This is a genomic window from Nocardioides insulae DSM 17944 (assembly GCF_000422825.1).
Lineage (GTDB): Bacteria > Actinomycetota > Actinomycetes > Propionibacteriales > Nocardioidaceae > Nocardioides > Nocardioides insulae.
Genome location: NZ_AUGU01000013.1, coordinates 544,164 through 563,285, shown reverse-complemented (window position 1 = coordinate 563,285; position 19,122 = coordinate 544,164). Strand labels below are relative to the sequence as shown.

Here is a 19,122-nt window from a genome sequence, read left to right as displayed (position 1 = left end):
GGAGCCATGGAGCAGCGGATCAGCCTGGTGACCCTTGCTGTCGCCGACGTGGGCCGCAGCCGGGAGTTCTACTGTGACGGGCTCGGCTGGGAGCCGTTGACCTACGTCGACGGCGAGGTGCTGATGATCCGCACCGGGGCGCACCTGTTGTTGTCCCTGTGGGATCGCGCGCACTTCACCGCCGAGGTGGGGGAGCCCCTCTCGGGGCCGGGCATCGCCCCGGTCACGCTGGCGCACAACCTGGCCAGTCGTGCGGAGGTCGATGAGGTCGTGGCGAGCATGCAGGCCGCCGGCGGTCTGGTGGTGGCGGCCCCCGAGCCTCGCGAGTGGGGCGGCTACTCCGGCTATGTCGCAGATCCGGACGGTTATCGCTGGGAGATCGCCCACGCTCCCGGCGAGGTGGGGGAGATGGTGGTGCCATGAGTGTTCCCGAGGAGGACCGCCGCGTCCTCGACGCGCACGAGATCGAGGCGGCCGAGCTGGACGACTGGTCCCTGGTCGACGGTGCGCTCGAGGCGCGCTATCGCACCGGCTCCTTCGCGCGCGGGATGCGGCTGCTGCGCCAGATCGCGGAGGAGGCCGAGCAGGCCAACCACCATCCCGACATCGAGCTGACCTACTTCACCCTGGTGGTGCGCTGGTCGAGTCACGACGTCGGCGGCATCACCCAGCGCGATCTCCGGCAGGCGCGGCTCACCAGCGAACACGCCCAGGCCCTCGCGGTCGCGGTGACCGAGGACTAGCGGAGCCACATACTGAAACCCGAGTCTCGGTATATGAGACGATCGGGGTCCTCGGGTGACGGGGCGGGGCTGCTGCCGATACGGTGGGCCCATGCCTGCCAGCATTCTCGTACGCACCCGACGCGCCCGCTGAGTCACACCATCAGCAGACGCGTCGCCCCTCCGTTGCCCCTAAGGCCGGAGGGTTTTTTGTTGCACGAGCAATGCCGGTCAGGTCCAACCGAGCCGGGTTTCCCCGGTGAGTAATCAGCCAGTCGGAAGATGAGGAATGACAGCGAGATGAGCGAGCAGATCTCCGGCGCCCAGAGCCTGATCACGTCGCTGGAAGCAGCGGGGGTCGAGCACGTCTTCGGCATTCCCGGAGGCGCCATCCTCCCGGCGTACGACCCGCTCGTAGACTCCTCGGTCCGACACATCCTGGTGCGGCACGAGCAGGGCGCCGGCCACGCCGCCCAGGGCTACGCCCAGGCCTCCGGCAAGGTCGGGGTCTGCATGGCCACCTCCGGCCCGGGCGCGACCAACCTGGTCACCCCGCTCGCCGACGCGCACATGGACTCCACCCCGATGGTGGCCGTGACCGGTCAGGTCGCCGAGTCGCTGATCGGCACGGACGGCTTCCAGGAGGCCGACATCCGCGGCATCACGATGCCGATCACCAAGCACAACTTCCTGGTCACCGACCCGGCCGAGATCCCGGCCCGGATCGCGGAGGCCTTCCACATCGCCAGCACCGGCCGTCCCGGCCCGGTCCTGGTCGACATCGCCAAGTCGGCGCTGACCGCGACCACGACCTTCCGGTGGCCCACCGAGCTCAACCTGCCCGGCTACCGCCCCGTGACCAAGCCGCACGCCAAGCAGATCCGCGAGGCCGCCCGCCTCATCCTCGGCGCCCGCAAGCCGGTGCTGTACGTCGGCGGCGGCACCATCCGCTCCGGTGCCTCCGCGGAGCTGCGGGTGCTCGCGGAGCTGACCGGCATCCCGGTGGTCACCACCCTGATGGCCCGGGGCGCGTTCCCCGACAGCCACCCGCAGCACCTGGGGATGCCCGGCATGCACGGCACCGTCGCTGCGGTGGCCGGCCTGCAGAAGAGTGACCTGATCATCAGCCTGGGCGCCCGCTTCGACGACCGCGTCACCGGCAACCTCGACTCCTTCGCGCCCAACGCCCATGTCATCCACGCCGATATCGACCCGGCCGAGATCGGCAAGAACCGGCACGCCGACGTCCCGATCGTGGGCGACATCAAGGAGGTCATCACCGACCTCGTGGCGGTGCTACGGGCCGAGGCGGCCGCCGGTCGCACCGGTGACTACGAGGGCTGGGTGGCGTTCTGTGCCGGAGTGAAGAAGCAGTACCCCCTGGGCTATGAGACCCACGAGGACGGGCTCGCCCCGCAGTACGTCCTGGAGCGCCTCGGCCGGATCTCCGGCCCCGAGTCGATCTATGTCGCCGGTGTCGGCCAGCACCAGATGTGGGCCACCCACTTCATCGGCTACGAGCACCCCAACACCTGGATCAACTCCGGCGGGCTGGGCACCATGGGCTTCTCGGTCCCGGCCGCGATGGGTGCCAAGGTCGCGCGCCCCGACGCCACAGTGTGGTCGGTCGACGGCGACGGCTGCTTCCAGATGACCAACCAGGAGTTGGCCACCTGCGCCATCGAGGACATTCCGATCAAGGTCGCGGTGGTCAACAACTCCTCGCTGGGCATGGTGCGCCAGTGGCAGACGCTCTTCTACAACCAGCGCTACTCCAACACCAACCTGCAGCGTCACGGTGGCCCGGTCCGGATCCCCGACTTCCCCAAGCTGGCCGAGGCGTACGGTTGTGTCGGTCTCTCGTGCGAGCGTGCCGAGGACGTCGATGCCACCATCGAGAAGGCGATGGAGATCAACGACGTCCCGGTCGTGGTCGACTTCCGTGTCCACAAGGACGCCATGGTCTGGCCGATGGTGGCCGCCGGCACCAGCAACGACGAGATCAAGTACGCCCGGGGCCTCGCGCCCCAGTTCGACGAGGACGACCTGTGAGGGCCCGTCAGCACCGCGCCCGCCACTCCACCCGGAAGGACACCGTCTGATGGACAAGCACACCCTCTCGGTCCTCGTCGAGAACAAGCCGGGCGTGCTCGCCCGGATCGCCGGGCTGTTCAGCCGCCGCAGCTTCAACATCGAGTCGCTGGCGGTCGGCCCCACCGAGCACGCCGAGATCTCCCGGATGACCATCGTGGTCGACGTCGACGAGGTCCCGCTGGAGCAGGTGACCAAGCAGCTCAACAAGCTCGTCGAGGTCATCAAGATCGTCGAGCTCGAGGAGCGTGCCTCGGTCCAGCGCGAGATCATGCTGGTCAAGGTGAGTGCCACCGCCGCCAACCGCGGCGAGGTGCTCGACACCGTGCAGCTCTTCCGGGCCAAGGTGATCGACGTCGCCCCCGACGCGCTCACCGTCCAGGTGACCGGCAACGCCGACAAGCTGGCCGACTTCCTGCGCGTGCTCGAACCGTTCGGCATCCGCGAGCTCGTCCAGTCCGGGGCGATCGCGATTGGGCGTGGCGCCCGATCGATCTCCGAGCGGCCCAGCCGCCCGGTCGCCGTACCGGCTCCGCCGGCCGCGGTCTGACCGGCCCCACCCAGACCACCCTCACCAAGAAGAAACACGAAGAAGGAGAGCCCGAAGTGGCTGAGATGTTCTACGACGACGACGCTGACCTGTCCCTGATCCAGGGCAAGACCGTCGCGGTCATCGGTTACGGCAGCCAGGGGCACGCACACGCGCTGTCGCTGCGCGACTCCGGCGTCGACGTCCGCATCGGCCTGCAGCCGGGTTCGGCGAGCCGGGCGAAGGCGGAGTCCGAGGGTCTGCGCGTGCTCACCCCCGCGGAGGCGGCGGAGGAGGCCGACGTCATCGTCATCCTCGCGCCCGACCAGCACCAGCGGAAGCTGTACGCCGAGGAGATCGCCCCGCACCTCGCCGAGGGCGACACGCTGGTCTTCGGCCACGGGTTCAACATCCGGTTCGGCTACATCACCCCGCCCGAGGGCGTCGACGTCTTCATGGTCGCCCCGAAGGGTCCCGGTCACCTGGTCCGTCGTGAGTACGTCGACGGCCGGGGCGTCCCGGTGCTCGTCGCGGTCGAGAAGGACGCCTCCGGCCAGGCCTGGGGCAACGCCCTGTCCTACGCGAAGGCGATCGGCGGCCTGCGTGCCGGCGGCATCAAGACCACCTTCACCGAGGAGACCGAGACCGACCTGTTCGGTGAGCAGGCCGTGCTGTGCGGCGGCGCCTCGCAGCTGGTCATGTACGGCTTCGAGACCCTCATCGAGGCGGGCTACCAGCCGGAGGTGGCTTACTTCGAGTGCCTCCACGAGCTGAAGCTGATCGTCGACCTCATGTACGAGGGCGGCATCGCCAAGCAGCGCTGGTCGGTCTCCGACACCGCCGAGTACGGCGACTACGTGTCGGGCCCCCGGGTGATCGACGAGCGGGTGAAGGAGAACATGCAGGCCGTTCTCGCCGACATCCAGAACGGCGCCTTCGCCAAGCGCTTCATCGACGACCAGGACGCCGGCAGCCCGGAGTTCAAGCAGCTGCGCGCCAAGGGTGAGGCCCACCCGATCGAGACCACCGGCCGCGAGCTGCGCAAGCTGATGGCCTGGGTCAAGTCGCACGACTCCGACTACACCGAGGGCACCGCCGCCCGCTGACCTGCCCAGCAGGACACGCGCGTCCCCGGTACGACGCCCCGCCACCGTCACGGTGGCGGGGCGTCGTCGTTCCTGCCATCGCTGCGAGAGCAGCGTGTGCCCACGGGTCTCACCCACGGGCCGGGGTGGGGCGGGCGCTCGGGGAGCGCCCGCGACCTCGTTCAGCGCCAGGACCCCGGGCCGGGTGAGGGAAACGGAGCAGCACTCGAGCGGTGGAGCAGGACCGAGCAGGGATCAGCACCCGGGAAACGGAGAAGGGGCCGGACGGCGGTCGCCGTCCGGCCCCTTCTCAGGGGATCCGAGCCGAGGTCAGCCCTTCAGGGTGTCGACCCAGTCGGGGTTCTCGTCCAGCCACGCCTGGACGGCCTCGGCCTCCTTGCCCTGGCCGTACTCGTTGACAACCATGTCCTCCAGGGAGCCGTACTGGTCGTCGTCGAGCTTGGCGTTGCCCATCATCTCGGCGACGTCGGGGTACTCGTCGCTGAAACCGGCAGTGGCGATCTCGTGCAGGCCCTCGGGCTCGCCCAGCGCACCCTTGGGGTCCTCGAGGTCCTTGACGTCGTAGGTGGTGTTGGCCCAGAACGGACGCCACAGCGTGACGACGATGTCCTCCTTGGCGTCGATGGCGCTGCCCAGCTCGGTGAGCATGGCCTGGGTCGAGGACTCCACCAGGGTGTAGTCGTCGTCCAGCCCGTACTCGGGCATGACGCTCTCCTTGGTGACCTTGGTCAGGCCGGCGCCGGGCTCGATGCCGATGATCTTGCCGTCGAAGCGGTCGGCATTGCCGGTGAGATCCTCGATCGAGTTGACGTCGTCCATGTAGGAGGGGACGGCGAGGGTCAGCTTGGCGTTGTCGTAGTAGGTGCCGAGGTCCTCGAGGTCGTCGCCGTACTGATCCATGTAGGCGGCGTGGGTCACATCGGGCCAGGCCGACGGGTAGATGTCGATGTCGCCCTCGGCGACGCCGGTGTAGAGCGGCGCCGCGTCGGCGATCTCCTCGATCTCGACCGTGTAGCCCTCGTCCTCCAGGACGTTCTGCCACAGGTACGCCATGCTCAGCCCGTCCGTCCACGACGGGATGATGCCGAGGGTGATGGTGTCGCCGCCACCACCGCTGGCGCTGTCGTCGCCGCCGTCGTCGTCGGAGCCGCAGGCCGCGACGCTCAGGCCGAGGCCGAGTGCGATGGTCGCCGCGCCGAGCCGCTTTCCTGTCCACTTGCGATTCATGCTGGTCCTTCCGTTGTGTGCCGGGCCCGGGGCCGGCACGCGATGGGGTGGTTCCGAGAGTCCGGGGTGATCAGCTCGCTCCACCAACACCTGCACCGGCGGCGGGGCGGATCTTCAGCTTCTCGATCTCGACGGCCTTCTCCTCCTCGCTCTGGGCGGGCTTGGGGCGGAACAGGCCCTTGAACCGGCCACGACCGGCCTCGCGGCCGCCGATTGCGGCGGTGACGCGGTCCAGGAAGATGGCGAGGATCACGACCGAGAGGCCGGCCTCGAAGCCGAGCCCGATGTCGAGACGCGAGATCGAGGTGGTGACCTGGCTGCCGAGCCCGCCGCCGCCGACGAGGCCGGCGATGACGGCCATCGAGAGGGCGAGCATGATCACCTGGTTGACACCGGCCATCACGGTCGGGGTTGCCAGGGGGAGCTGGATACGGCGGAGGATCTGACCGGAGGTGGCGCCGAAGGCGTGACCGGCCTCGACCACCTCGGGCTCGACCTGGCGGATGCCGAGCTCGGTGAAGCGGACGCCGGGCGGCAGCGCGAAGATCACGGTGGCGACCAGCGCGCCGGAGACTCCGATGCTGAACAGCGAGACCACCGGGACCAGCCACACGAACGCGGGCATGGTCTGCATCAGGTCCATGATCGGTCTGACGATCCTGCTGACCACCTCGGACTGGGCCGCGAGGATGCCGAGGGGAATGCCGATCACCAGGGCGATCACGGCCGCCACCAGGATCAACGCCAGGGTGTCCATGGCGTAGTCCCACTGCGCCATCGAGATGATCAGGGTCATCCCGAGCATGGTGCCCACGCCGAGCTTCCAGTCGCGGGCCGCCCAGGCGATCAGGGCGAAGATCAGGGCCATCACCAGGGCTGGCGGCCACTGGAGCACGTCCGCGAGCCCGTTGACGGTGGCCTCGATGCCGTCGGAGACGGCGTCGAAGAAGTTGTCGAAGGTGTCCTTGAACCACTCGAACCCGGTGTCGATCCATTCACCGACCGGGATCCTGGGGACCCCGTCGATGCGATCGTCGTACCAAGCGGTGCGGATCATGAGGCGCCTCCCACGAGTTCCTCGGAGGAGTGCTCCTCCATCATGTGCTGGGCGGCCGTGACCTTGCCGAGGGCGCTCAGCAGGGTGACCCGGGGGATCACGCCGACGAGCCGGCCGTCGTCGTCGACCACGGCGAGCGGGACCGACGAACCGGCGGAGGCGCTGAAGAGCTCGGCGACCGGGGTGTCCGCGGAGACGGTCACGGGCTGCTCCATGACACCCGCGAGGGAGTCGACCCTGGAGTGGACCGCGTCCGCCGCGGCGGCCTCGGTGACCATGCCCTGCAGCTTGCGCTGGCGGTCGACCACCATCACCGCGGACATCTGCTTCTCCCGGATGACCTTGTGCGCGGCGCGCGGGCCCTGGGTGACGCCCAGGACCTCCACCGGCGGCTCCATCACCGAGGACGCGGTGAGCACCCGGGTGCGGTCGACGTCGGCGATGAAGCGGGCGACGTAGTCGTTGGCCGGGTCGGTGAGGATGTCCTCGGCGGTGCCGATCTGGACGATCCGGCCGTTGCGCATCATCGCGATCCGGTCACCGAGACGCATCGCCTCGTTGAGGTCGTGGGTGATGAACAGGATGGTCTTGCCCAGTTGCTGCTGAAGCTCGATCAGCTGATCCTGCATGTCCCGGCGGATGAGGGGGTCCAGCGCGCTGAACGCCTCGTCCATCAGCAGGACGTCGGTGTCGGAGGCCAGCGCGCGGGCCAGACCGACGCGCTGGCGCATCCCGCCGGACAGGTCGCCGGGCAGGTGGTCGTCCCACCCGCTCAGGCCGCACAGTTCGAGCGACTCGTGCGCCTTGGCGCGGCGCTCGGCGGTGGGCACGCCCTGGATCTCGAGGCCGTAGGCGGCATTGTCGAGCACGGAGCGGTGGGGGAAGAGTGCGAAGTGCTGGAAGACCATGCTGATCCGCTGGCGGCGGATCCGGCGCAGGTTCTTGCCCTTGGCGGCGGTGAGGTTCTCGCCGTACACATCGACATGGCCGGCGGTGGGCTCGAAGAGCCCGTTGACCATGCGGATCAGGGTGGACTTGCCGGAGCCGGAAAGGCCCATGACCACGAAGATCTCGCCTTCCTCGACCGAGAACGACGCGTCGATGACGGCAGGGGTCATCCCGGCTCGTTGGAGTTCTTCGGGGTCGGCGCCGGCCTCCAGTCGCCTGACCCCCTCGGGGCCTCTTCGGCCGAACACCTTGTACAGGTGGTGTGCTTCGATCGCTGGCACCTGACCTCCTTGTGTCGGGGGGGACGTCCAGGGGAGACGTCATTGGGGTGGGCGCCTCTTTCAGGCGATCACAGACGATCTGTCATGCGCAAATCTGATGGGGATGAGGATTCAATAACAGTTGACCGTGAATTCTCGTGATTATCCACTTTCAGCGGCCGTGATTCTCGATCTGATTCCGGGCGCGTTATCAGGTGTGTTCACGCCACCATCACCCGGGTCCGGGACCGTCGCGAAGGCGGTGGGGCGGACCGCACCAGCTCCCAGGCCTCGGCCAGCAGCGTCACCGCAGCCCGGAGCTCCTCGGCGGGCCGTGTCCACGGCACTCGGACGAACCGGTCGAGTCCACCCTCGGCCGCGAACACCGGTCCGGGCGCGACCACGACCCCCCGGCGTTCGCCCTCCTCCACCAGGCGGGTCGCCGAGCCGTACGGCAGCCGGCACCACAGCGCCAGTCCGCCGGAGGGCACCCGGAAGGTCCAGTCCGGCAACTGGGTGCGCACGGCCTGCACCAGAGCCTCACGCTGGGCGCGCAGTCTGGCTCGCTGGGCGGTCAGCACCGACTCGGAGTCGGCGAGCAGGTGCCGCAGGGCGAGCTGCTCGAACACGGGGGCGCCGAGGTCGAGGCGCAGGCGCGCCCGCTCGAGCGGATCCCGCATGGCCTCGGGCATCCGGATCCAGCCGAGTCGGAGGCCGCCCCAGAAGCTCTTCGAGGCGCTGCCCAGGGTGATCGCGTCGGGGGAGTACGACGCGAACGGGGCCGGCATCTCGCCGCCGTCGAGCAGCAGCGCCTGATGGGCCTCGTCGATCACCGGGATCGTGTCGGTCTCGCGCAGGACGCCGGCCAGGTGCTCGCGCTGCGGGTCGCTCATCAGATGTCCGGTCGGGTTCTGGAAGTCGGGGATCAGATAGGCCAGCTTCGGAGCGGAGTGCCGGATCGTGTCCTCGACCGCCGGCAGGTCGAGCGCGTCCGCGTCGACCACGGCCGGGACCAGGCGGGCGCCGGAGTGCCGGATCGCGTCCACGGCGTTGGGATAGACAGGGGATTCGACCAGCACCCGATCACCGGGTCCGCTCAGCGCCTGGGCGACGATCGCCGCGCCGCTGAGCGACCCCGTCGTCACCATCACCTGGTCAGGACGGGTGGAAAGACCCCGCGCGGTGTAGGTTGCCGCGATCGCCTCCTGTAGCTCCGGCACCCCGGCAGGGAAGTAGCCGTGCCCACCCAGGTGGGCGGGGAGCTCCTCGAGGGCGGCCGTGTAGGCGGCGGCCACGCCCGGCGGGGCGGTGCCCGCCGCGCAGTTGAGGTCGATGGCATCCACGCCGGACACACCCGGTGTCAGGGTCTTGTCGTGCGCGCGGGTGAGACCGCCCGGCACCCGGGTGAAGGTGCCGGCGCCCTGCTTCGCCCGGGCATAGCCGGACTCGACCAGCGCGGCGTAGGCGCGGGTCACCGTGGTCCGCGACACCGACAGGGCCTGGCTCAGCTCCCGCTCGCTCGGGAGACGGGTGTCCAGCGGGATGCGGCCGTCCCCGATCGGCAGGGTCAGGGCCTCGGCCAGGCCGGCGTACGCCGGAGAACGGCCGAACCCCTCGACGAGGCCGGCCAGTCGGGAGGCGCTCACCGAACCGGGCATGGGTCCACCATCGCACGATTGGCTATTTAGTTGTAGGCCAATCGTCTCGATGATGGACCGGTGACCGCATCTTCACCGCCTCGTCCCACCGCACCCCAGGCCTCCCGACCCTCCCTGGTCGACCTCGGTCCGTTGGCCCAACTGCGGGCCGGTCGGCTCGGCAGGCGCCTGCCCCAACTGGCCGCCGGACTGGTCCTCTACGGGGTCTCGCTGGCGCTGATGGTGCGGGGCACGCTCGGCCTCTCGCCCTGGGACGTGCTGCACTCCGGGCTGATCAGCCACGTACCCCTGACGCTCGGTCAGGCCGTGGTCGTGATGAGCTTCGTCGTCCTGCTCGCCTGGATCCCGCTGCGGGAGAAGCCGGGCCTGGGCACCCTGGCCAACGCCGTCCTGGTCGGGCTGGCCGCCGACGCCACCCTCGCCTTGATCGACCCGCCCGGTGCGCTCCCGCTGCGACTGCTGCTCCTGGTCGGCGGAGTGCTGCTCAACGGCCTGGCGGGGGCGATGTACATCGGGGCACAGTTCGGGCGCGGCCCGCGGGACGGACTGATGACCGGGCTGGCCCGTCGTACCGGTCTCTCGCTGCGGCTGGTGCGCACGGCACTCGAGATCTCGGTCGTGATCCTCGGCCTGCTCCTCGGCGGCGCGCTCGGGCTCGGCACGATCCTCTATGCCGTGGCGATCGGACCCCTCACCCAGCGGTGGCTGCCCGCCTGGACGGTGTCCCTGGATTGCGCACCCTGCCCGCCCCGGGGCGAGGCGTCGGGTCGGCTCAGCGCTTGGTCGCGAGGATGACGCTGGTGTCGGCGGCGACCAGCACCTCGACGGCGGTGAAGCGCTCGTCGAGCAGCCACTGCTCGCGCAGCGGGTCCACGCGCCCGTAGGACAACGGCGGCCACTGCTCGCAGGGGGTGAAGTCGTCGAGCACCACGACGCCGCCCGGCTCCATCAGGTCGCTGATCTGGTCCACGCCGACCTGGTCGGGCTGTCCGGAGTCGAGGAAGAGCAGGGAGAAGGGGCCCTTGTCACGCAGGGTCGCCCAGTCGGCCGCGCGTACGTCGACCTGCGGGTCGTCCTCGAAGATCTTGGCCGCGGCGTTGGCCAGGGAGGCATTCAGTTCGGCGGTCAGGATCATCGTCTTGGGGCCCCGCATGCCGGAGCGCAGCCAGGCCGTTCCCACTCCGCAGCCGGTGCCGAACTCGGCCATCGTGCCCTCTCGGGTGGCGGCCAGCGTGGCCAGCAGGCGGCCGGTCTCGTTGCGGCAGAACGACACGTACCCGGCCTGCCGGGACACGTCGAAGGCCCGGGTGACGATCTCCGGCAGGTCTGGCGGCGCACTCATGAGTGCAGTGTGACAAGGACGGGCGCCGGTCTTGCAATGCGAACACATCGTGGTCAGGGGGTGGTGGCCCCGAACGTAGCCCCGTATCCTCGGCGCATCATGCGTTTCGCGTACGTACTTATCGAGTGCCGCGGCGAGGCCCGGCAGTCCTGACCGGACTGTACGAGAGGCCACCTCGTCGCGGTGGCTCTCGTACGCGCAGTACGTACTCGGCTTCTCGGCACCGACCGATCTGAGCATCCCGCCCGCTCACCGCGGCGCTCGGTCGGACCACCGTCCCGCATGATTCCCGAGGAGCCCTGATGTACGCGATGTACCCCGACAGCTACTCCGAGCCGACCTCCCCGAGCGGGTCCGGCACCCGCCGCGACAGCGAGTGGGGGCCGGCCAAGCACGACCCGCACGACCCCCGCAGCCGTGCCGCCGTGCAGGCGGCACTCGACCTGCGGGACAGCGGCGGGCAGCGACCCGACGACAATTAGGCTGCGCCCCATGACAGAACGCCGTGCCACTGATTCCGTGCGCCTCGCCGTCGTCCCCGGGGACGGCATCGGTCCCGAGGTGACCGCCGAAGCGCTCAAGGTCCTCGAGGCGGTCTCGCCGGTGAAGATCGAGCCGACCCGCTACGCCCTCGGCGCGGAGCACTACCTCGCCACGGGTGAGGTGCTTCCCGACGCGGTGCTGGAGGAGATCCGAGGACACGACGCCATCCTGCTCGGTGCGGTCGGGGGCAAGCCCGGCGATCCCGCGCTGCCCCCGGGCCTGCTCGAGCGCGGCCTGCTGCTGCGGTTGCGCTTCGAGCTCGACCACTACGTCAACCTGCGCCCCTCCACGCTGCTGCCCGGCGCCGTGTCACCGCTGGCCGACCCCGGCGAGATCGATTTCGTCGTGGTCCGGGAGGGCACCGAAGGGCCCTACACGGGCAATGGTGGCGCGCTCCGCGTCGGCACCCCGGCCGAAGTGGCCACCGAGGTGTCGGTCAACACCGCCTTCGGGGTCGAGCGGGTGGTCCGGGACGCCTTCGAGCGCGCCCGCAAGCGGCGCAAGCGGCTCACCCTGGTCCACAAGACCAACGTCCTCGTCCACGCCGGCGCGATCTGGTCGCGCCTGGTCGCCGAGGTGGGAGCCGACTACCCCGACGTCGAGGTGGACTATCTCCACATCGACGCCGCCACCATCTTCATGGCCACCGATCCCGCCCGGTTCGACGTGATCGTCACCGACAACCTCTTCGGAGACATCATCACCGACCTGGCCGCCGCCGTGACCGGTGGCATCGGCCTGGCCGCCTCGGGCAACGTCAACCCCGACCGCACCGCGCCGAGCATGTTCGAACCCGTGCACGGCTCGGCCCCCGACATCGCCGGCCAGCAGAAGGCGGACCCCACCGCCGCGATCCTCTCCGGCGCCCTGCTCCTCGACCACCTCGGTCACGCCGAGGCCGCTGCCGCCGTGGAGGCTGCCGTCCGCGCCGAACTGGCCGAGCGCTCCGGCCCCCGCCGTACCTCCGAGATCGGCGACTCGGTCGCCGCCCGCGTGGTCGGCTGAGGCCCAGCACCAGGAGCGAGCCCCTTCGGTGGCAAGCGCCGACCCGCCAGCTCTCTGCGACACCAGACAGGACTAGATTCGTACCATGCAGATCAGCACCGACCGCTCGCCCGCTCCGGTCAGCGAGGCCCGCCTCGCCGAGATCCTCGCCGACCCGGGGTTCGGCCAGCACTTCACCGACCACATGCTGCGGGTGGAGTGGACGCCGGAGAAGGGCTGGCACCAGGCCAGGATCGAGCCCTACGGGCCGATCAGCATGGATCCTGCCACCGCCGTGCTGCACTACGCGCAGGAGATCTTCGAGGGGATGAAGGCCTACCGCCACCCCGACGGGTCGGTGTGGTCCTTCCGGCCCGAGGCGAACGCGCAGCGGATGGTCCGCTCCAGCCGGCGGCTCGCGCTGCCGGTGCTGGAGGAGAGCGACTTCGTGCAGGCCGTCGACGCGCTCGTCGAGGTCGACGCGCGCTGGGTGCCCACCACCGAGGCGGGCGACGAGCGCAGCCTCTACCTGCGGCCGTTCATGTTCGCCTCCGAGCCGTTCCTCGGTGTCCGGCCCTCCCGGCACGTCACGTTCATGGTGATCGCGTCCCCGGCCGGCTCCTACTTCAAGGGAGGCGTCTCCCCGGTCAGGATCTGGCTCACCGAGGAGTACACCCGCGCCGCCCGGGGCGGGATGGGCGCCGCCAAGACCGGCGGCAACTACGCCTCCTCGCTGGTCGCCCAGCAGGAGGCCGCCGAGCACGGGTGCGACCAGGTGGTGTTCCTCGACGCCCAGGAGGGCACCTACATCGAGGAACTCGGCGGGATGAACCTCTACTTCGTCCACCGCGACGGCCGGATCGTGACCCCCGAGACCGGCACGATCCTCGAGGGCATCACCCGGGCCTCGATCATCGAGCTCGCCAAGGAGATGGGCCACACCGTCGAGGAGCGCCGGTTCAGCATCCAGGAGTGGAAGGACGGCGTGGCGAGCGGGGAGATCACCGAGATCTTCGCCTGCGGCACCGCTGCGGTGATCACCCCCGTCGGCGAACTGGTCTGGGACGGCGGCTCCGCACCGAGCCTGCCGCACGGTGACGTCGCCACGAAGATCCGCGGACGCCTCGTCGACGTCCAGTTCGGCCGGGCCGAGGACACTCACGGCTGGATGCACCGGATCATCTGACACTGAGTGCCCGAGGCCACCCTCGTGGTGACCGGGGGATCGGGGGGGCACCCGGGTAATCTCGGTCCGTGACCTCCGCGCCGCGCTCTGACGACCTCCCGACGCCGGGTCACCACGACATGCTCCGACCGTTCGACGGACGGGTGGGTGACTACACCCTGCTGGCTCCGCTCGGTGAGGGCGGCATGGGCGTGGTCCACCTGGCTCGTAAGGCCGATGGTGAACGGGTCGCGCTCAAGCTGCTCCGGCCCCACGTGGTCGGCGACCAGGAGACCCGCGCCCGACTGGCGCGTGAGGTCGCCTCCCTGAGTCGCGTGCGGAGCCGATGGGTCGCCGAGATCATCGACGCCGATCCGTACGCCCCGCTGCCCTACGTGGCGACCCGGTACGTCCCCGGCTATTCGCTGCACGATCAGGTCGCCGACGAGGGGCCGGTCACCGGCCGCGACCTGATCTGGCTGGCGCGTTGTCTGGCCGAGGGCGTCGCGGCCGTCCACTCGGCCGGGGTGCTGCACCGCGACGTGAAGCCGTCGAATGTCCTCATGGAGGGACGTACGCCGATCCTCATCGACTTCGGTCTGGCCCGCGTCGCTGACGACCCGAAGCTGACCCAGACCGGCTGGCTGCTGGGCACGCCCGGCTACCTCGCCCCCGAGATCCTGTACGGCGAGGAGCCCACCACCGCGGTCGACGTCCACGCCTGGGCGGCCACGGTCGCCTACGCCGCCACCGGTCGGCCGCCGTTCGGCACGGGACCGTCGATGGCCATCATGGACCGGGCCCGCCGCGGCCAGCACGACCTCGCCGGCATGCCCGACGAGCTCCGCGGCGCCCTGACGGTGGCGCTCGACCCCGAGCCCGGCAACCGGCCGACCTTCGAGCAGTTGCTGAGCTGGCTGCGTCCCCAGACCGAGCCGACGATGGGGCGTCCACTCCCGGCCGAGACGATGCCGTTCGTGGCCGCCACCGGCCTCGCCGGCCCCACGCCACTGCCCAGCGACGTGACCCGCCTCGACGACCTCCGGGCCGACCGGGCTGACCGGGCCGACCTAGCGGCCGCGCCCCTGGAACGTCCCGCACCGCCGGTCACCCTGGTGGAGCGCACCGGGGACCTACCCACCCAGTGGCAGCGCACGGCTCCGGCGGAGGCGCCCGACCCGAATGCCGGGGTCGCCGGGCAGCGGCTGCGGCGCGGGCTGCTCCTCCTCTCCGGCTGGATCGGTGCGGCGGCGGCCGGTGCGGCGTACCCCTGGATGGTCGTGACCGTCCTGATGGTGCTCGTCTGGCTGCTGCGCAGCGGATCGCTGGCCTCCTCGGCCGCCGCCGACCGGCGCCGGCTACGCGGCAAGAAGTGGTACGACGCCCCGCTGACCGTCATCCGAACTCCCTGGGACCTCATCCGCGGGGTGCCCGGCACCGTGCTGCTCGGGCTATGGGCCGCCGGGGTCACCGCCGCCGCTGCTCTGCTCTGCTACGCCGTCGCCGCACCGTTGACGCTCAGCGTGTGGATCTGCGGCCTGGTGTTCCTGGGCGGGCTGTGGTGGGGGCCGTTCGCCCTGCGGGTGCGCGGGCCGGTCGGCCGGGTCGTGCGCCCGGTCTCGAGCGGTGTCCGCGGCTGGCTCGGCGTGCTGGTCCTCATCGGCGCGCTCGGTGCGGCCTGCGGTTGGACCGCCTACGACCAGGGCCCGGACTGGTCCCCGGCGCAGGAGCCGCCGTTCAGCTCCCTGCTCTCCGCACCCTGAACCACCTAGTGTGCCGGTATGGCCGAACTGCATGATCTGACCGCGCTGGAGCAGGGCGACCTGGTACGTCGGTGCGAGGTCTCGCCGGCCGAGCTCGCCGAGCACTACCTCGACCGGATCGACCGGCTCGACGACGTCGGGGCCTTCGTGACAGTGGCCGAGGAACACATCTCGAGCTGCGCCCGCGCCCTCGCCGTCGGCCCGATCGGAGACTCGCCGCTGTACGGCGTGCCCACCGCGATCAAGGATCTCAACCTCACCGCGGGCGTGCGCACCACCTTCGGCTCCGCGGCCTTCGCCGACCATGTGCCGGAGGTCTCCGACAACGTCACGGAGTCGATCCAGGCCGCGGGGATGATCAGTCTCGGCAAGACCAACACCCCCGAGTTCGGCTCACCCTGCTACACCGAGCCCGACGTCGCGCCCCCCGCGGTCACACCGTGGGACCGCAGCCGCGGCGCGGGCGGTTCGTCGGGCGGCGCGGCGGCCGCGGTCGCCGCCGGTCTGGTGCCGGTCGCACAGGGCTCGGACGGCGGCGGCTCCATCCGGATCCCGGCCTCCTGCTGCGGGCTGGTCGGGCTCAAACCCACCCGCGGCCGGATCAGTGGGGCACCGATGTACGGCGACCCGATCGGGCTGGCCACCGCCGGCTCACTGGCGCGGACGGTGCGCGACGCGGCCGCCCTGCTCGACGTCCTGGCCGGCCGTCGGGTCGGTGACCCCTACTGGGCCCCGGAATCGGCGGTGGGGTTCCTCGAGGCCTGCGACCAACCCACCGGCCGGTTGCGGATCGCACGGTTCCTGACGCCCGTCATCGCCGAGGTCGACGTCGACCCCGCCTGCGTGAGCGCCTACGAGGAGGCCTCGCGACTGCTGGAGTCGCTCGGGCACGACGTGGAGGACATCGCCGTCCCCCTGCCTCCCGAGTCGGTCCCCTTCTTCGAGACCTGCTGGGCCGTGCTGACCGCGATGTCCAGCGCCCCCGAGGGCAAGGAACAGCTCCTCCGGCCACTCACCCGATGGCTCTCGGAGCGGGGCCGCGCGGTCAGCGGGCCCGACTTCGGGCTGGCCATCGGGCAGATGCGCCGGTTCGCGGCGCAGGCGCTGGCCGCGCTGGCGCCGTACGACGCCGTTCTCACCCCGACCCTGGCAAGCCCGCCGGTGGCCGTGGGCGCCCTGCGGGACGATGCGGATCCGGCCGCGGACTTCGCCGCGCAGAAGCGCTTCACCCCGTGGACCTCGGCCTGGAACGTCACCGGCATGCCCGCCATCTCCCTCCCGCTGCACTGGACCGCCGAGCAGTTGCCGGTGGGGGTGATGCTCGCCGGTCGTCCGGGTGAGGAGGCCCGCCTGCTCGCCCTCGCCGCCGCCGTCGAGGAGGCATCCCCCTGGCGCCACCGCCGCCCGCCCGGCTGGTGACCCTTCGCCTTCCTGCCCACCCGCCCGACCCACCCCTCCGTTGAGTGGGGCCTCGTGGACGGTTGAGTTGGGCCTCCCGGACGGTTGAGTTGGGCCTCCCGGACGGTTGAGTCGGCCCTCCCGGACGGTTGAGTCGGCCCTCCCGGACGGTTGAGTTGGGCCTCCCGGACGGTTGAGTTGGGCCTCGTGGGCGCTTGAGTGGGGCCTCCCGGGCGGTTGAGTTGGGTCCCCGGAACTCTCAACTCAACGGTCCACAACTCGCAACTCAACCTTCGGAAACTCCGACGTGAAGCGCTCCCCTAAAGGTCGGCAAGCAAGGGGGAGGGGGTCGGGTCAGTCGCCGAGACCGCGGGCGTGCAGGGCGTCCCCGGTGTGCTGGGCGCGAGCTACGACGCGGATGACCAGCGGGACCAGACGGGCGGGGAGGGAACGTTCGAGGCCGCGGGCGCGGGCGGCCCGCTGGGTCTCCTCGGCGAGTTCGACGGTGGCTGGGATCGCCCGGATCATCAGACCGAACGCGAGGGCGACCCGCTCCGGGTCCACGCCCAGCGGGCGGAGGAAGCGCACCCGGTGCGCGATCGTGTCGAGCAGTTCGTCGACCGGCGTGGTGAGCGTGAGGACCGTGGCGACCAGCACCAGCGCGAGCAGGTCGCCGACCCCCTCCACGGCGGAGGCCCAACCCTGCTGCCAGGCCAGCCAGCCGCCCAGACACAGCGCGACCACGAGTACACCGCGGATCGCGCGGAGGGTCAGCCGCAGGCCGGCACCGGCCCACAGGAGCAGGGCGAGCCCCATCGCGACGGCGACCAGCGCGGACACCGGGCCGCGCACCACGACCACGATCAGCCCGATGAGGAGCATCGCGCCCAGCTTGGTCCCGGCCGGCAGCCGGTGGAGTCGCGTCGTGCCCGGGATGTGGTGGCCGAGCAGCATCGTGCTCATCCGCGGTCGCCCGCGGGTCGGGCGGTGCCGGCCGTGGCGCGGTAGTGCGCGACCACCTCGGCGGCCGGCCCGTCTGCTGCGACCCTGCCATCGGTGACCAGCACCGCGCGGTCGCAGCGCGCGGCCAGGTCGAGGTCGTGAGTGACGAGCACGAGCTGCTGGGGGAGTCCGAGCAGGAGGTCGCCGATCATCCGGGCGTTGGCGAGGTCGAGCAGGGTGGTCGGCTCATCGGCGACCAGGACGGAGGGCGCGGTGGCCAGGACGCCGGCCAGCGCCAGCAGTTGGCGCTGACCGCCGGAGAGGGTCTGGACACTACGGTCGGCCAACTCCTCCAGACCGAAGTCGGCGAGTACGTCGAGCGCGGCGGCGCGACGCTCGGCCCGGTGGCGGTGCGTCCGTCGCAGGGAGAGCGCGACGTCCTCCGCGGCGGTCGGCATCACCAACTGGGCTGCCGGGTCGGTGAAGGTGAATCCGACCCGGCGGCGCACCTCCCGGCCGCGGGTGGCGACGTCGAGGCCGTCGACCCGCACCTGGCCACTGCTGGGGGTCGCCAGCCCGTTGACGAGCCGGGCGAGGGTGGACTTGCCGGCCCCGTTGGGGCCGATCAGCGCGACCCGCTGCTCGGTGAGGCTGAGGCTGGTGGGCGCCAGGATCTGGAGGTCGCCCGAGGCCACCGGCACTCGCACGCCCGCCCGGTCGAACTCGATCACGCGGTGACCCTCTCCGGAGCCGGCGCGGGGTGCGCTCCGCGCAGCAGCCCGGGGAAGGCCCGGTGCACCGGGGCTGCGACGAGGGCGACCGCGACCGCCTTGAGGAGGTCTCCGGGCCAGAAGACCTTGTCCAGGTGCCACGCGCCGGCCCAGGTCATGCCGTCGATGCGCCACACCATGCCGGCGATCCCACAGGCGTGGCTGGCCACGACCCCCAGTACGGCGGCGAGGAGCAGCAGCGGGACGCCGAGGGCCAGGCGGCTTCCGAACCGAAGTCTCGACCCGAGCGTCACGACCACACCGGTCACCATCGCAGCTGCCAGGAAGCCGACGATGTACCCGGCCGTGGGCCCGGCCAGCACGGCGAGTCCGGCCTTCCCGCCTGCGAAGACCGGCAGCCCGGCGAAGCCGACGACGAGGTAGAGGGCCACCGCGAGCACCCCTCGCCACGGACCGAGGACGGCGCCGGCGAGCATGACGGCGAAGGTCTGCAGCGTGATCGGGACCGGCCCGGTGAGGTAGAGAGCCGGGAGCACTGAGCAGACCGCGATCAGGGCGGCGAACGCCGCGATCAGGGCGAGGTCGGTGGACCGATGGCGGTCAGCTGAGTGGGTCACGTGGGCTCCGTGAGGGTGAAAGGTGAACGGCGTTCAGGA

19 protein-coding genes are annotated in these 19,122 nt (G+C 70.8%); 11 read left to right on the top strand and 8 right to left on the bottom strand.

Annotation, left to right across the window (positions count from 1 at the left end; translation table 11 throughout):
- Positions 1-6: 6 nt before the first annotated feature.
- The 5 genes from G515_RS0103340 (at position 7) to ilvC (ending at position 4,448) form a co-directional block, all read left to right on the top strand.
- Entirely contained in the window at positions 7-423 is a 417-nt protein-coding gene (locus G515_RS0103340) for a VOC family protein (protein ID WP_028659000.1), read from the top strand.
- Entirely contained in the window at positions 420-743 is a 324-nt protein-coding gene (locus G515_RS0103335; RefSeq protein WP_028658999.1) for a 4a-hydroxytetrahydrobiopterin dehydratase, read from the top strand. Before G515_RS0103340 ends, G515_RS0103335 begins: the two co-directional genes overlap by 4 nt.
- 261 nt (positions 744-1,004) lie before the next feature.
- Positions 1,005-2,774 (top strand): acetolactate synthase large subunit, encoded by a 1,770-nt coding sequence (locus G515_RS0103330; protein ID WP_084652999.1) that lies wholly within the window; start codon positions 1,005-1,007, stop codon positions 2,772-2,774.
- Positions 2,775-2,823: 49 nt separating this feature from the next.
- Positions 2,824-3,363, top strand: a complete 540-nt coding sequence (ilvN, locus tag G515_RS0103325) for an acetolactate synthase small subunit (RefSeq protein WP_028658997.1) — start codon at positions 2,824-2,826, stop codon at positions 3,361-3,363.
- A 56-nt stretch (positions 3,364-3,419) separates the two neighbouring features.
- Positions 3,420-4,448 carry a ketol-acid reductoisomerase gene (gene ilvC / locus G515_RS0103320; protein WP_028658996.1) on the top strand — a complete coding sequence of 343 codons (1,029 nt, stop codon included), beginning with the start codon at positions 3,420-3,422 and terminating at the stop codon, positions 4,446-4,448.
- A 309-nt stretch (positions 4,449-4,757) separates the two neighbouring features.
- Here the strand turns inward: ilvC and G515_RS0103315 are convergent, their stop codons facing one another.
- From G515_RS0103315 to yczR, 4 genes are all read right to left on the bottom strand, one after another.
- Positions 4,758-5,675, bottom strand: coding sequence for a glycine betaine ABC transporter substrate-binding protein (locus G515_RS0103315; protein ID WP_051217797.1), 918 nt, complete (start codon positions 5,673-5,675; stop codon positions 4,758-4,760).
- A 70-nt stretch (positions 5,676-5,745) separates the two neighbouring features.
- On the bottom strand, positions 5,746-6,732 hold the full coding sequence (locus tag G515_RS19300; RefSeq protein WP_084652997.1) for an ABC transporter permease: 987 nt from the start codon (positions 6,730-6,732) through the stop codon (positions 5,746-5,748).
- On the bottom strand, positions 6,729-7,961 hold the full coding sequence (locus G515_RS0103305; protein WP_028658994.1) for a quaternary amine ABC transporter ATP-binding protein: 1,233 nt from the start codon (positions 7,959-7,961) through the stop codon (positions 6,729-6,731). The genes G515_RS19300 and G515_RS0103305 overlap by 4 nt, the downstream gene beginning before the upstream one ends.
- Before the next feature lie 200 nt (positions 7,962-8,161).
- The gene (yczR, locus tag G515_RS0103300; protein ID WP_028658993.1) at positions 8,162-9,598 is read right to left on the bottom strand and encodes a MocR-like transcription factor YczR; all 1,437 of its coding nucleotides are present in this window, start codon (positions 9,596-9,598) and stop codon (positions 8,162-8,164) included.
- A 60-nt stretch (positions 9,599-9,658) separates the two neighbouring features.
- Between yczR and yczE the strand changes: the two genes are divergently transcribed.
- Positions 9,659-10,393 carry a membrane protein YczE gene (yczE, locus tag G515_RS0103295; RefSeq protein WP_028658992.1) on the top strand — a complete coding sequence of 245 codons (735 nt, stop codon included), beginning with the start codon at positions 9,659-9,661 and terminating at the stop codon, positions 10,391-10,393.
- On the opposite strand, the gene G515_RS0103290 is transcribed toward yczE, so the two are convergent.
- Positions 10,371-10,940 carry an O-methyltransferase gene (locus G515_RS0103290; RefSeq protein ID WP_028658991.1) on the bottom strand — a complete coding sequence of 190 codons (570 nt, stop codon included), beginning with the start codon at positions 10,938-10,940 and terminating at the stop codon, positions 10,371-10,373. The genes yczE and G515_RS0103290 overlap by 23 nt on opposite strands.
- 302 nt (positions 10,941-11,242) lie before the next feature.
- On the opposite strand from G515_RS0103290, the gene G515_RS0103285 reads away from it, so the two are divergent.
- The 5 genes from G515_RS0103285 (at position 11,243) to G515_RS0103265 (ending at position 16,814) form a co-directional block, all read left to right on the top strand.
- Complete coding sequence (locus tag G515_RS0103285; RefSeq protein ID WP_028658990.1) at positions 11,243-11,422, top strand: hypothetical protein; 180 nt, start codon at positions 11,243-11,245, stop codon at positions 11,420-11,422.
- Between the two features lie 10 nt (positions 11,423-11,432).
- The gene (locus G515_RS0103280; RefSeq protein ID WP_028658989.1) at positions 11,433-12,488 is read left to right on the top strand and encodes a 3-isopropylmalate dehydrogenase; all 1,056 of its coding nucleotides are present in this window, start codon (positions 11,433-11,435) and stop codon (positions 12,486-12,488) included.
- An 85-nt stretch (positions 12,489-12,573) separates the two neighbouring features.
- The gene (locus G515_RS0103275) at positions 12,574-13,653 is read left to right on the top strand and encodes a branched-chain amino acid aminotransferase (RefSeq protein ID WP_028658988.1); all 1,080 of its coding nucleotides are present in this window, start codon (positions 12,574-12,576) and stop codon (positions 13,651-13,653) included.
- Positions 13,654-13,721: 68 nt separating this feature from the next.
- Entirely contained in the window at positions 13,722-15,395 is a 1,674-nt protein-coding gene (locus tag G515_RS22450) for a serine/threonine-protein kinase (RefSeq protein ID WP_051217795.1), read from the top strand.
- A gap of 18 nt (positions 15,396-15,413) precedes the next feature.
- Complete coding sequence (locus G515_RS0103265; RefSeq protein ID WP_028658986.1) at positions 15,414-16,814, top strand: amidase; 1,401 nt, start codon at positions 15,414-15,416, stop codon at positions 16,812-16,814.
- Between the two features lie 333 nt (positions 16,815-17,147).
- Here the strand turns inward: G515_RS0103265 and G515_RS0103260 are convergent, their stop codons facing one another.
- The 3 genes from G515_RS0103260 to G515_RS19290 are packed head-to-tail and all read right to left on the bottom strand — an operon-like array spanning position 17,148 to position 19,083.
- Positions 17,148-17,756: an energy-coupling factor transporter transmembrane component T family protein gene (locus G515_RS0103260; RefSeq protein ID WP_028658985.1), complete on the bottom strand. Its 609-nt coding sequence runs from the start codon at positions 17,754-17,756 to the stop codon at positions 17,148-17,150.
- The gene (locus tag G515_RS0103255) at positions 17,753-18,466 is read right to left on the bottom strand and encodes an energy-coupling factor ABC transporter ATP-binding protein (protein ID WP_028658984.1); all 714 of its coding nucleotides are present in this window, start codon (positions 18,464-18,466) and stop codon (positions 17,753-17,755) included. Before G515_RS0103255 ends, G515_RS0103260 begins: the two co-directional genes overlap by 4 nt.
- Positions 18,463-19,083: a biotin transporter BioY gene (locus G515_RS19290; RefSeq protein WP_036553835.1), complete on the bottom strand. Its 621-nt coding sequence runs from the start codon at positions 19,081-19,083 to the stop codon at positions 18,463-18,465. The genes G515_RS0103255 and G515_RS19290 overlap by 4 nt, the downstream gene beginning before the upstream one ends.
- Positions 19,084-19,122 lie beyond the last annotated feature (39 nt).